The 12,861-nt window shown below is 72.1% G+C and carries 11 protein-coding genes; 5 read left to right on the top strand and 6 right to left on the bottom strand.

Going from position 1 to position 12,861, the window contains the following annotated elements; translation table 11 throughout:
• The first annotated feature begins 33 nt into the window (after positions 1 to 33).
• A complete protein-coding gene (locus ABZS37_RS18960; protein WP_355170562.1) occupies positions 34 to 1,032 on the top strand; it encodes a TerC family protein in 999 nt (332 codons plus the stop codon).
• A gap of 39 nt (positions 1,033 to 1,071) precedes the next feature.
• Here the strand turns inward: ABZS37_RS18960 and ABZS37_RS18955 are convergent, their stop codons facing one another.
• Complete coding sequence (locus tag ABZS37_RS18955) at positions 1,072 to 1,995, bottom strand: C40 family peptidase (protein ID WP_355170560.1); 924 nt, start codon at positions 1,993 to 1,995, stop codon at positions 1,072 to 1,074.
• Positions 1,996 to 2,053: 58 nt separating this feature from the next.
• Positions 2,054 to 3,151: a dipeptide epimerase gene (locus ABZS37_RS18950; protein ID WP_355170558.1), complete on the bottom strand. Its 1,098-nt coding sequence runs from the start codon at positions 3,149 to 3,151 to the stop codon at positions 2,054 to 2,056.
• Between the two features lie 44 nt (positions 3,152 to 3,195).
• On the opposite strand from ABZS37_RS18950, the gene ABZS37_RS18945 reads away from it, so the two are divergent.
• On the top strand, positions 3,196 to 3,993 hold the full coding sequence (locus ABZS37_RS18945; protein ID WP_355170556.1) for a tyrosine-protein phosphatase: 798 nt from the start codon (positions 3,196 to 3,198) through the stop codon (positions 3,991 to 3,993).
• Here ABZS37_RS18945 and ABZS37_RS18940 read toward each other — a convergent pair.
• The 3 genes from ABZS37_RS18940 to typA form a co-directional block, all read right to left on the bottom strand.
• A complete protein-coding gene (locus ABZS37_RS18940) occupies positions 3,962 to 4,663 on the bottom strand; it encodes a lysoplasmalogenase (RefSeq protein WP_355170554.1) in 702 nt (233 codons plus the stop codon). The genes ABZS37_RS18945 and ABZS37_RS18940 overlap by 32 nt on opposite strands.
• A gap of 54 nt (positions 4,664 to 4,717) precedes the next feature.
• Positions 4,718 to 5,578: a serine hydrolase gene (locus ABZS37_RS18935; protein ID WP_355170552.1), complete on the bottom strand. Its 861-nt coding sequence runs from the start codon at positions 5,576 to 5,578 to the stop codon at positions 4,718 to 4,720.
• A 120-nt stretch (positions 5,579 to 5,698) separates the two neighbouring features.
• A complete protein-coding gene (gene typA, locus ABZS37_RS18930; protein ID WP_355170550.1) occupies positions 5,699 to 7,567 on the bottom strand; it encodes a translational GTPase TypA in 1,869 nt (622 codons plus the stop codon).
• A 133-nt stretch (positions 7,568 to 7,700) separates the two neighbouring features.
• On the opposite strand from typA, the gene ABZS37_RS18925 reads away from it, so the two are divergent.
• Both ABZS37_RS18925 and ABZS37_RS18920 read left to right on the top strand, forming a co-directional pair.
• Positions 7,701 to 9,119, top strand: coding sequence for a DedA family protein (locus ABZS37_RS18925; protein ID WP_355170548.1), 1,419 nt, complete (start codon positions 7,701 to 7,703; stop codon positions 9,117 to 9,119).
• Between the two features lie 34 nt (positions 9,120 to 9,153).
• The gene (locus ABZS37_RS18920; protein ID WP_355170546.1) at positions 9,154 to 10,029 is read left to right on the top strand and encodes a lytic transglycosylase domain-containing protein; all 876 of its coding nucleotides are present in this window, start codon (positions 9,154 to 9,156) and stop codon (positions 10,027 to 10,029) included.
• A 60-nt stretch (positions 10,030 to 10,089) separates the two neighbouring features.
• Here ABZS37_RS18920 and ABZS37_RS18915 read toward each other — a convergent pair whose 3' ends face one another.
• The gene (locus ABZS37_RS18915; protein ID WP_355170544.1) at positions 10,090 to 12,219 is read right to left on the bottom strand and encodes an efflux RND transporter permease subunit; all 2,130 of its coding nucleotides are present in this window, start codon (positions 12,217 to 12,219) and stop codon (positions 10,090 to 10,092) included.
• A gap of 125 nt (positions 12,220 to 12,344) precedes the next feature.
• Here ABZS37_RS18915 and ABZS37_RS18910 point away from each other — a divergent pair, with 125 nt between their 5' ends.
• Positions 12,345 to 12,860 (top strand): MarR family transcriptional regulator, encoded by a 516-nt coding sequence (locus ABZS37_RS18910; protein WP_355170542.1) that lies wholly within the window; start codon positions 12,345 to 12,347, stop codon positions 12,858 to 12,860.
• Position 12,861 lies beyond the last annotated feature (1 nt).

Genomic DNA, 12,861 nt, shown 5'->3' with positions numbered 1-12,861 from the left:
CCCGACGCCGCGTGTCTGCCGGAGGAATGAACGTTGGACGTGTCCGGATTGGTGTGGGCGGGGACGCTGGTCGCACTGACTGCGGTCCTGCTCGTCGACCTGTTGATCATCGGTCGGCGCCCGCACGAGCCGAGTGTGCGGGAGTCGAGCCTCTGGGTCGGCTTCTACGTCGGTCTGGCCCTGCTCTTCGGTGCCGGTGTCTGGTTGAGCGCGGGCGCCAGCGCGGCCGGGCAGTTCTACACCGGCTGGCTCACCGAGTACAGCCTCTCGGTGGACAATCTCTTCGTCTTCGTGATCATCATGGCTCGCTTCGGCGTGCCCCGGCAGTACCAGCAGAAGGTGCTGCTCGTCGGCATCGTGCTGGCACTGGTGATGCGCGGCGGGTTCATCGCCGCCGGCGCGGCGCTGATCTCGCAGTTCTCCTGGGTCTTCTACATCTTCGGCGCGTTCCTGATCTACACCGCGGTCAACCTGGCCCGGCAGGGTGAGCCGGACGAGGACGAGTTCTCCGAGAACCTGCTGATCCGGTGGAGCCGCAAGGCGCTGCCGATCTCCAAGGACTACGACGGCGCGAAGCTCACCACCCACGTGTCCGGCAAGCGGCGCTTCACTCCGATGCTGATCGTGATGATCGCGATCGGCACCACCGACCTGATCTTCGCTCTGGACTCGATCCCGGCGATCTTCGGCATCACCCAGGAGCCGTACCTGGTCTTCACCGCGAACGTCTTCGCGCTGATGGGCCTTCGTCAGCTCTACTTCCTGCTCGGTGGCCTGCTCAACCGGTTGATCTACCTGAGCTACGGCCTGGCCGTCGTGCTCGGCTTCATCGGGGTCAAGCTGGTGCTGGAGGCGTTGGCCGACAACAACCTGCCGTTCATCAACGGTGGCGAGCACGTCGGGTGGGCGCCGCACATCCCGATCTGGCTGTCGCTGCTGATCATCATCGGCACCCTGGGCATCGCCACCGCGGCCAGCCTGATCAAGTCCTCCCGGGACCGGCGCCGCGAGTTGACCGACGCCCGACGCTGAGCCGCGTCACCGGCCGGGTGCGGAAACGCGCCCGGCCGGTCAGACCCGGTGCGCGCCCACGAGCGTGGCGTTCCGCTCGGCCGACAGCGGCTCCTCGATGACCCGCTGCCGGTAGCAGGCGTGCAGCATCCGCCGCTGGCCGCCGTCGCCGGGCGTGGCGGTGACAATGCCGATGTGGTGGATCTTGCGGCCGGGTCGGGCGAAGAAGTAGAGATCACCAGGGCGTTCCGCCCCCAGCGCCAGGGGGGTGGTGGCCACGGCCTGATCGTCGGCGTCGCGGGGTAGCAGCACCCCGAACCGTCGCCAGGCCAGGTGCACCAGCCCCGAACAGTCGATGCCGTGCGCGGAAAGCCCGCCCCAGATGTAGACCACGTCCAGCATCCGCTGCGCCACCGCGAGCGCCTGCTCGGCGATCGGCGACACGGCCGACGCCGCGACGAGGTGACCGTCGGGCAGCCAGAGCGGCGCGGCCTGACCGGGGACGTGCACCGGCCGCCAGCCGTCGCGCGCGGGGCCAGCCGGGACGAGGCGGGTGCCGACGACCACGCCGGGCAGCACCACCGGCCCGTCCGGCGCGGCGTGCAGCCCGGTGACCGTGGCGTCCACCACCAGGGGGTCGTCGGTGTCGGTGTCGGTGACCGGGGCGACGGAGGTCAGTTGGTCGGTGGGGAGCCAGCCCGGGTAGCCGCGCGGGTCCAGCTTGGCGGCCGGCTGCTCGACGGCGACGACCCGGGCCCAGCCGTCCGGGCGCAGCTCGCTGACGAGGACCCGCTCGCCGAGCAGGAGCTGGCTCAGCACGCAGTCGCCCACCCGTTGGTCGGTGTCCAGGCCGGAGACCCAGGCCGGGATGTCGACGCCAGCGGTCAGCGCAGGGCGGTCGACCGGGCGCACCGCCTCGGGGGAGGCCCACAGCGTCGCCACCGCGACCCGGACGACGGCCTCACGGCCCGGTTGCAGCTCCACGTCAACCCCCAGATCGTGTTGGCTGTTGCGGGGACCCTATGAAAAAAACCAACGATCATCAACCGCGGGCCTGCACCTTTGCTTCAGCGAGACCGGAGATGCCCAGGCCAGGGGCATCCGGCAGCACCACGGTCGCCCCGTCGTAGCGGATCCCGCCCTGCACCGGAGACCAGGCCAGCCACCAGGCGGCGTCCAGGTCGGAGACCGCTGTGGTGCCGTACGCGGCGACCAGGCTCGCCGCCGCCCCGATGCCGACCTGACTCTCCATCATCGAGCCGACCACCGTGCCGAGCCCGTGGGCGGTGGCCAGATCGAGGAGGGTACGCGCCGGATGCAGCCCGCCACACTTGGCCAGCTTGACGTTGACCAGGTCGGCGGCCCGACGGCGGATCACCTCCACCAGGTCACGGACCCCGAAGACCGCCTCGTCGGCCAGGATCGGCACGGACACCCGGTCGCTGACCCAGGCCAACCCGTCCAGGTCCCAGCGGGCCACCGGCTGCTCGACCAGCTCCACGTCGAGCCCGGCGTCCTCGATGCCACGGATGACGCGGACCGCCTCCCGGGGCGTCCAGCCCTGGTTGGCGTCGAGCCGGATCCGGATCCCCGGGCCGACGGCCGCGCGGACGGCCCGCACCCGCTCCAGGTCGCCGGTCGCGTCGGTGCCGACCTTCACCTTGAGAACGCCGAAGCCGTCGGCCTGCCGCTGCCGCCCGGCCGCCGCCAGGTCAACCGCGTCGCCTGCCGCCAGCGTGACGTCCGTCGGCACCCGCAGCGTGGTGCCCCCGAGCAACCGCACCAGGGGTACGCCCAACCGCCGGGCGGCCAGGTCGTGCAGGGCCACGTCCACCGCCGCCTTCGCGGCCTCGTTGCCGACCACGGCGCGCTGCACCTCGGCGCAACGGGCCACCAGGTCGTCCGGGTCACGGCCGATCAGCTGTGGGCCGAGCAACTCGTGTACGCACGCCTGCGCACCGCCGACTGAGGCGCCGGTGACCTGCCAGACCTGGGGCGCCTCGCCGAAGCCGGACCGACCATCGGCATCGATCAGCTCGACGATCAGCGTGTCCACTGTGGTGGTACGACGCAGCGCGGTGACGAACGGGGTGTGTAAGGGGGCGGAAACCCGGTGGGTGCGTACCGCCGAGATCGTCATGTAGGGCACCCTATACGCAGGTACACGGCGGGAGGGGAGACCGGATGACCGGGCAGGGCTGGGAGCTGGTGGGCGCACCGAACGCCCGTGACTTGGGCGGCCTCGTCGGCGCCGACGGGCGGCGGGTCCGCCACGGTCAGCTGATCCGCACCCCGGCGCTGGGTCGGCTGACCGACGACGACCTGCCGGTGCTCACGAAGCTCGGACCCGCGTGCGTGCTGGATCTGCGCGACTCCTCGGAGATCGCGGTCGCCCCGGCGGACCGGCTCGCCGGTGAGCCACGGGTGGTGCACCTGCCGGTGCACGACCCGGAGCACCCGGTCTTCACGTACGTCTCGGCGGTGCTGCTCGGCCACGACCTGAACGCGTACGCGGAGCTGGCCCGGCAGGGCACGGCGGGGGCGATGGCGGCGATCTACCGGTGGTTCATCACGGGCGAGTCGGCCCGGGTCGGTTTCGCCGAGGCGGTGCGGCTGGCCGCCCAGCCGGAGAACCTGCCGCTGGTCTACCACTGCTCCGCCGGCAAGGACCGCACCGGTTGGCTCACCGTCATCCTGTTGACCGCGCTCGGGGTGGACGAGGCCGCGATCCGCGCCGACTACCTGCGCAACAACGCGCTGACCGACAGCCTGCGCGCGGTGATCATCGAGGCGATGCGGCGGCGGCAGCCCGACCTCGACGTCAACGCGGTGCTGCCCGTGCTGGAGGTTCGCGCCGAGTACCTCGACGCCGGGTACGACGAGGTGCGCCGGGTGCACGGTTCGTTCGACGGCTACCTGCGCGACGGGCTGGGGCTCACCGACGAGAACCTCACCGGGCTACGGGCGCGGTTGCTGGAATGACCGGTGCGCCGGGCGGCGTTGCTGCGCGGGCGGCCCGGCCGATGACGATCAGCGCCTGGCCGGCCGCGTAACTCGCCATGACCAGCACCGGCGCGCCGGGTGGCTGGGCCACCCCGGCTACCCCGGCGGCGATCAACAGGTCGGAGCCGAGGAACAGCGCGGCGCCGACACCGACCCGCCAGCCCTGGGTGGCGGCGGTGCTGGCCATCGCGGCCAGCGCGACCGCGTACCCGGCCACCGGAACGGCCAGCCCGGCGTCGGTCAGCCCCGCCCACATCCAGCTCAGCGCGATGACGGTCAGCACCGCGTACCCCAGCGGAACCGCGACCAGCGGCGCACGACGCAGCGCGGTCGCGGCGCCGTGCCGGGTGAACGCCGCGAGGTAGCAGAGGTGCGCGGCGAGGAAGCAGACCATCCCGGCCATGAACCAGCCGGTGCCGTCGCCCAGCAGCGCCACGTCGCCGCCGGTGGAGAACGCCAGCGCGACGAGCACCAGCCGGTCCGGACGGGCACCGCGCTCGGCGGTGGCCCGCCAGAGGTACGCGGCGAGCAGCGGCATCAGCAGTGGCTTGGTGAGCACCTCGGCCACGCCGCCGCCGGTGGCGTTGGCCAGCAGGTTCGCCGCCGTCACGACGAGGAAGGCGGCCAGAAGGGTACGACTGCGGGGCATCGGCGACTCCGGGATGGGGGTGCGAGCAGCGTAGCCGGAGTCGGTGGTGCGGGGTCAGAGCTGGTGGCGTGCGGCCCAGACCTGCGCCGAGATGTTCGCGATCAGCCGGCAGGCGTCGTCCTCGACCTCGTCGCCGCTCGGGCCGCCGTCGGCCAGGTCGGTGGTGGTGCAGACAGCGATCAGGTACGGCGGGGCGTCGTCCGGCAGGACCACCCCGGCGCCGTGCCGGACACCGCGCACCCAACCGTTCTTGTGCGCGATCCGGGTGCCCTCGGGCAGGCCGGCGGCCAGGTCCTCGCGGTGCTCCTGAGCGAGCAGGACGTCCAGCATGGCTCGGCAGGCGGCCGGCGAGGCGATTCGGCCGGGGGTGGTGGCCCCGGTGGCCAGTGCGCCGAGCAGGGCGGCCAGGTCGGCGGCGGTGACCATGTTGGTGATGCCGGCCTCGCGGGCGGCGAAGTCCTCGATGCCCCGGCCCGTGACGCTGTGCCGGGCGCCGGCCAGCGCCCACGCCTCGGCCACCGCGGGCAGCCCGACGTGCCCGATGACCAGGTTGGTGGCCAGGTTGCTGGACCGCACGATCATTCGGTTGGCGAGCCAGCGCAGCGGCGCGGTGCCACCCACCCGGTCCCAGACCGCGTCGTCGTTGTCGTAGTGCTGGGCGCAGGCGAACCGGGGTGCGCCGGGCTGGGCGGAGTCGAATTCGTTGACCACCGGGACCGGGGCGTCCAGCTCCAGCGTGCCGGCCTCGGCCGCGCGGTGCAGCGCGACGAGCACCGCCACCTTCATGGTGCTGGCGGCGTAGTGGGCGGCGTCGGCGTGGCGGGTCCAGGTCGGCGGCGCGTCGAGCCGGCCCACGTACGCCGAGACGGTGCCGGGCACCGTGGCCAGGTGGGCGTCGAGATCATCCCAGGTCATGCCGGTGACCGTAGCCGATCACGGGCGGCCGACCGGGTGGGGCGGCGTACCCCCGCCGGAAAGCGGACGGGCGCGCCGGCCGCAAGCGGCCGACGCGCCCGGTGCCGGGTGCTGGTGAGGTCAGCCGGTGTGCTTACGGCGGGCCGCTGCCCGACCACGCAGCTGCTGGTCGAGCACCACCTTGCGGATCCGGACGTTGGTCGGGGTGACCTCGACGCACTCGTCCTCGCGGCAGAACTCCAGTGCCTGCTCCAGTGACAGCTTGCGCGGCGGGATCAGCTTCTCGGTCTCGTCGGAGCTCGACGCCCGCATGTTGGTGAGCTTCTTCTCCTTGGTGATGTTGACGTCCATGTCGTCGGCGCGGGAGTTCTCCCCGACGATCATGCCCTCGTACACCTCGGTGGTCGGATCGACGAAGAGCTGACCGCGCTCCTGCAGGTTGATCATGGCGAAGGCGGTGACCGCGCCGGAGCGGTCGGCGACCAGCGAACCGTTGTTGCGGGTCCGCAGCTCGCCGAACCACGGCTCGTAGGACTCGAAGACGTGGTGCAGGATGCCGGTGCCCCGGGTGTCGGTGAGGAACTCGGTGCGGAAGCCGATCAGGCCGCGCGCCGGGACCAGCCACTCCATCCGGATCCAGCCGGTGCCGTGGTTGACCAACTGCTCCATCCGGCCCTTGCGGGTGGCCAGCAGCTGGGTGATCGCGCCCAGGTACTCATCGGGCGCGTCGATGGTCAGCCGCTCGACCGGCTCGCAGGTCTTGCCGTCGATCTCCCGGGTGACCACCTGCGGCTTGCCGACGGTCAGCTCGTAGTTCTCCCGGCGCATCTGCTCGACGAGGATGGCCAGCGCCAGCTCACCTCGGCCCTGCACCTCCCAGGCGTCCGGCCGCTCGGTGGGGAGCACCCGCAGCGAGACGTTGCCGATCAGCTCCTTGTCGAGCCGGTCCTTGACCATCCGGGCAGTGACCTTGGAGCCCTTGACCCGGCCGACCAGCGGCGAGGTGTTGGTGCCGATGGTCATCGAGATGGCCGGCTCGTCGACGGTGATCAGCGGCAGCGCCACCGGGTGCTCCGCGTCGGCCAGCGTCTCACCGATCATGATCTCGGGGATGCCGGCGACCGCGATGATGTCGCCCGGGCCGGCCGACTCGGCCGGCTTGCGCTCCAGGCCCTCGGTCATCAGCATCTCGGAGATGCGGACCCGCTGGGTGCTGCCGTCGGTGCGGCACCAGGCCACCGTCTGGCCCTTGTTGATCGTGCCCTGGCGGACCCGGCACAGCGCCAACCGGCCGAGGAACGGCGAGGCGTCGAGGTTGGTGACGTGCGCCTGCAGCGGCGCGCCGTCCTCGTACGCGGGCGGCGGGATGGTGCCCAGCAGGGTGCGGAACAGCGGCTCCAGCGAGGTGCTGTCCTCCGGCACCGAGCCGTCGGCGGGCTGGGTCAGCGAGGCGATGCCGTCGCGGGCGCAGGCGTAGACGATCGGGAAGTCGATCTGCTCCTCGTCGGCGTCCAGGTCGAGGAAGAGCTCGTAGGTGTCGTCCACGACCTCCTTGATCCGGGCGTCGGGGCGGTCCACCTTGTTGATCACCAGGATGATCGGGAGTCGCGCCTGCAGTGCCTTGCGCAGCACGAAGCGGGTCTGCGGCAGGGGGCCCTCGCTCGCGTCGACGAGCAGCACCACGCCGTCGACCATGGTCAGGCCGCGCTCCACCTCGCCACCGAAGTCGGCGTGGCCGGGAGTGTCGATGATGTTGATGGTGACCGGGTCGGAGCCATCCGCCGGCAGGTAGTGCACGCCGGTGTTCTTGGCCAGGATGGTGATGCCCTTCTCCCGTTCCAGGTCCCCGGAGTCCATCACCCGCTCGGTCGTCTCACCCCGCGCGCCGTACGCGCCGGCCTGCCGCAACATGGCGTCGACCAGGGTGGTCTTGCCGTGGTCGACGTGAGCGATGATGGCGACGTTGCGGAGGTCGGTGCGAAGCTGCATACCCTCTATCCTTCCGCCTGCGCACGCGCAGGCTGCGTCGGGGTCACCCCCAGGTGCCCCTGATCTCTGGTGAAACTGCTGTCCGGGTCGTTCCCCCGGCTGGCATGCTGACTCCCGTGTCCCGGGGGCCTGAGTGCACGACCTGCTGACCTTGGTGCAGGGTCTGCCCACCCTGTGGATCTACCTGGTCGCCGCGCTGATCGTGGCGGGCGAGACCGCGGTGATCTTCGGCCTGCTGGTGCCGGGTGAGGCTACCCTGCTGCTCGTCGGCTTCCTCACCTACAACGGTACCTTGCGGCTGGGTCCGGCGTTGCTCGCGATGATCGTCGCGGCGGTCCTGGGTGACGGGCTGGCGTTCCGCGCCGGACGGCGGTACGGCCCGCGGCTGCGTGCCGGGCTGGGTCACCGGGTCGGGCCCGAACGGTGGGGCCGGGCCGACGCCATGCTCGCCCGGCTCGGTGGTCGGGGCGTCTTCGCCGCCCGTTGGGTGGCCTTCGCCCGCACCCTGGTGCCTCGGCTGGCCGGTTCGGCCGGCATGCCGTACCGACGGTTCGCACTGTGGAACCTGGCCGGGGTGGTGACCTGGGTGGGCGGCTCGGTGCTGCTCGGTCACCTCGCCGGTGAGTCGTACGACACGGTCTCCCGGCTGCTCGGCCGGGCCACCGGCGCGGCGCTGCTGCTGCTCGCCGGCCTGTTGGGTGTGGTGCTCGCCGGCCGGTGGCTGGGCCGCAACCCCGACCCGGTACGCGCGCTGCTGTCCCGGGCGGGCGCGTTGCCCCCGGTGCGCTGGCTCACAGCCCGCTACGGGGTGCTGTTCTTCCTGGTGGCCATGCGGATCGGGCCGGCCTGGACGCTGCTGCTCAATCTGGCCGCCGGGCTTCTGCTGCTCTTCGCCGCCGGGCTCGCCATCGCCGGTCTGCTCGCCGTGGCGGTACGCAACAGTGGGCTGGCCGCGCTGGACGGCGCGATCGCGGGTTGGTTCGCCGCCCGGCGCACCCCGGACGCCGCAGACGCCACGATGGTCCTGGTGTCGGTGGTACGTGGGTCGGTGCTGATCGTGCTGGTGGCGGTGGTGGCCGCGGTGCTGGCGTGGCGCAACCGACCCTGGCGGGCGGACCTGCTCAGCGTGGTCGGCACGGTGGGTGCGTTCGTGCCGCTGGTGGTGCTGGCCGTGGTGGCCGAGCTGACCGGGCCGCACGGGACCACCCCGGGCGGCGGCGAGGCGGCCCCCCTGACGGCCCAGAACGCCGTGGTCGCGGCGAGCTTCTGCACCCTGGCCTGGCTGGTGTCGCGCAGTGCCCACTGGCCGGTGGCGGTGGCCGCCTGGACGGCCGCCGCCGCGGGCGTGCTCGGCATCGGCGGCGCGCGGCTCTACCTCGGACTGGACACGGCGAGCGGGACCGCCGCGGCGGTGCTGCTCGGGGTGCTCTGGACGGTCGTGTTCATGGTCGCCTGGGCCACCCGGAACCGGGCGGTGGGGGATCGGGAGCAGCCGGCGGACCAGGCCCGGCCGCCGTCGCAGGGGCACCGCCGCCCGGTCGAACCTTGCTAGGGTGCGGCGACGGTCACACGGGGGAGGCACCGGCATGGTTCGACAGACCGCTCGACTCGGCGCTGCGGTGCTCGCCGGGCTCCTGCTCGCGAGCGCCGTGGCCGGCTGCGCCGGCAAGGGGGAGAGCCCGCAGGACCTGGCGGCGCCGGTCGCGGTCGCCGAGACGCCGACGGACGCCCCCTCCGATGAGGTCACCGAAGAGCCGAGCCCGTCGGTGAGTGCCGTGGCGTCGATGGGTGCCGCGCCGAGCCGCCGCGCGTCCCCGACCCCGAAGCCGACGAAGAAGCCGACCCGCACGGCGCCGAAGCCGCGCGCGGTGGCGAAGCCGCCCACCGAGACCAGGGTCCCCCCGGCCCCGCCGAAGCCGGCGCCCAGTTCCTGCAAGCCGAGTTACAAGGGCACCCAGGCGACCCGGGCCGAGGTGAAGGCGGCGCTGACCGACGCGGCCGGTCGCACCTACTGGCCGACCTCCGCGCCGGACATCAAGGTCCCGCTCAACCTGCTCAAGGCCACCGCGTGGCAGGAGAGCGGCTGGCAGTCCAACATCTACGCCTGCGACAGCGGCGTCGGGCTGATGCAGGTGATGCCGGCTACCGCGACCTGGATGAACCAGCGGTTCGAGAAGAGCTACGAGATCGACGCCTACCGGGACAACGCCTACCTCGGCGCCACCTACCTGGCCTGGGCGACCAAGTACATCGGCGACATGTACTTCGAGTCCGACTTCCGTCTCGACCCGGCCCTGTGCACCGCCGAGCTGAATTCCTGCCTGCTCAACGCGGTCATCGCCTCGTACAACTTCGGGCACGGTGCGGTGGCGCAGGAGGGAAAGCCGCTGGTCATCCCCAACCCGTCGTACGTGCGAAACGTGCGGGCACTGATGACCGAGTGCGTCTGCCTGGGCTACTGACCCGACGCTGACGGGGCCGTGGCGGATCGCCTCGGCCCCGTCGCATGCGCGGTGGTTCGGTCAGTCGCGAGCGGCGACCAGCTCCCGCGACACCGGGGTGTCCGCCGCAGGGTCGCGGGTGATTCGGCCGGGCCACCAGAAACGGTCGCCGAGCAGGAATGCCAGCGCCGGCACCAGCACCGTGCGGACCAGCAGGGTGTCCAGCAGGACGCCGATGCAGACGATGATGCCGATCTGGGTCAATGTGATCAGCGGCAGCACGCCGAGCACGGCGAAGACCGCGGCGAGCAGCACTCCGGCGCTCGTGATGACGCCGCCGGTGACCCGCAGCGCGGAGAGCATCCCGTCCCGGGTGCCCACCGTCCGGGCGTCCTCCCGGGCCCTGGTGACCAGGAAGATGTTGTAGTCCACGCCGAGCGCCACCAGGAACACGAAGGCGAGCAGCAGCACGCCGCTGTCCAGGGCGGGGAAGCCCAGCACGTGGTCGAAGAGCAGCCACGCCGCACCGAGACTGGCGAAGAACGACGCGATCACGGTGAGCACCAACAGCACCGGCGCGAGCAGGCCACGCAGCAGCAGCACGAGGACGGCGCCGACCAGCAGCAGGATGATCGGCAGAATCAGCCGCAGGTCGCGGTCGTTGGCCTCGTCTGAGTCGTACGTGGCGGCCACGGATCCGCCGACGAGCGCCCCGGACGGCGCGTCGGCCCCGGCGGCGGCCGGCGGTGCGGAGTCGGGGACGGCGGCGACGGCCGCCCGCAGCGCCTCGATGGCGCGGTCCGAGGCGGTGGTGCCGGGTTCGGCGTCCAACACCACGTCCACCTGGGCGACGGTGTCGCTGGCGTCGCCGGGGCGCGCCGAGGCGACGCCGGGCACGGTGGTGGCCACGTCGGTGACCGCCCGCACCGCCGTCGGCGTGGTGATCACGGCCACCGGCTGGGTGCTGCCTGCGGGGAATGCCCCGGCCAGGGTCTGCGCGCCGACCACCGCCTCGGGCTCGGCCCGGAACTGCTCGGTCTCGGACAGGCCCGTGCGGATGCCGAGCCCGCCCAGCGCCAGGCCGCCGAGCAGCATGGTGGCCAGCACCGCGACCACCACCGGGCGGCGTTCCACGGCCGTGCCGAGCCGACCCCAGAGCCGGCCCTCGCGGACCGGGCCACCGACGCGGGGCACGAACGGCCAGAACAGGCCACGACCGAAGAGCACCAGCACGGCGGGAAGCACGAACAGCGCGGAGAGCATGGCGAAGACCACACCGGTGGCGCAGGCCACCGCCAGTGCCCTGTTCGTCTCCTGCTCACTGAGCAGCAGGGTGAGGACGCCGAGCACCACGGTTCCGCCGCTGGCCAGGATGGGCTCGGCGGTGCGGCGTAGCGCGGCCCGCATCGCGGCGAACCGGTTCTCCTCGCGCCTCAGCTCCTCCCGATAGCGGGCGATGAGCAGCAGGGCGTAGTCGGTGGCGGCGCCGAAGACCAGCACGCTGGCGATGCCGGTGACCTGGCCCTGCTGGAGGTTGATGCCGACGGCCGGCACGATCGTGTCCACCGCGCGCAGGGTGATCTGCTCGGTCGCCGCGACGACCACGAGCGGCACGATCCACAGGAACGGGCTGCGGTACGTGATCAGCAGCAGCAGCGCGACCACGGCGGCGGTCACCGCGAGCAGGGTGACGTCGGCGCCGTCGAAGACCGAGGACAGGTCGGCGGTGAACGCGGGTGAGCCGGTGACCTCGGCGGTCAGCCCGTCGGGCAGGTCCGCCGCCAGAGCGGCGCGCAGCTCAGTGACCGTCTCGACGACCTCGTCCTGGCCACCGGCGGTGCTGAGCGGCACGGCGACCAGCGCCACCGTGCCGTCCGGGGAGATCTGCGGGGGGCTGACCTGCCCGCCCACCGCGAAGCGGCCCAGCTCCTCGGAGCGCGTGGCCACCGCGGCCCGGTCGTCCTCGCTCAACGCGGCGCTGTCGCCCCGACTGACCACCACGATGGCGGGTTGGACCTCGTTGGACGGCAGCTGGTCCTGCAGGCGTTGCACCTGTGTCGACTGCCACTGCACCGACAGGCCGGTGGCCGAGACCGGTTGGGGGTTGTCCGGCTGGGGCATACCGAAGACGGCGGCGCCGACGACGATCGCGATGGCCACGGTGAGCCAGGCGGCCAACCGGCCGCGCGCGACCCTGGTGAAGAAAGACATCAGGTGACCTCAAGGTCCTTCGAAATACGAGTATCTTGATTACCTACACTATCTACGACTGATCTATGCTGCAACTCCGAGGACCGACGAGGGGGGAGAACCGGCGCGAGGTGGCGACTCACGGCATGTACAGGCGGCGTGACACGCGCCGCGAGCAGCTGGTCGCGGAGATCACCAACAACCTCCGGCGGTACGCGGCGGACGCCCAGCAGGTGGGCCACGCCTTCGCCAACCTGCACGGCCTCAACCCGACCGACCTGCAGGCGTTGATCGCGGTGATGGACGCCGAGCTGCTGGGCGCCCCGATCACTCCCGGCCGCCTCGGTGAGCGGCTCAACCTCTCCTCCGGCTCGGTCACCGCCCTGATCGACCGACTGGAGCGGGCCGGCCACATCCGCCGGGACCGGGACACCGTCGACCGGCGCAAGGTGCTGCTGCACTACGCCGACCAGGGCGCCGCCCTGGCCATGGAGTTCTTCCGGCCGCTGGGCGCCCGTACCGACACGGTGATGGCCCGCTTCAGCGAGGACGAGCTGGAAGTGGTGCAACGGTTCATGGCGGAGATGAGCGAGTCTGTGCGGGCGCACCGTGACGAGGTGCGCGCCACCCGGCCCGAGCCGCCCCGCCGCCCGACGGGCTGAC

The organism is Micromonospora sp. NPDC005413 (assembly GCF_040606435.1).
Taxonomy (GTDB): domain Bacteria; phylum Actinomycetota; class Actinomycetes; order Mycobacteriales; family Micromonosporaceae; genus Micromonospora.
This window is presented reverse-complemented; position numbering and strand designations above follow the sequence as displayed.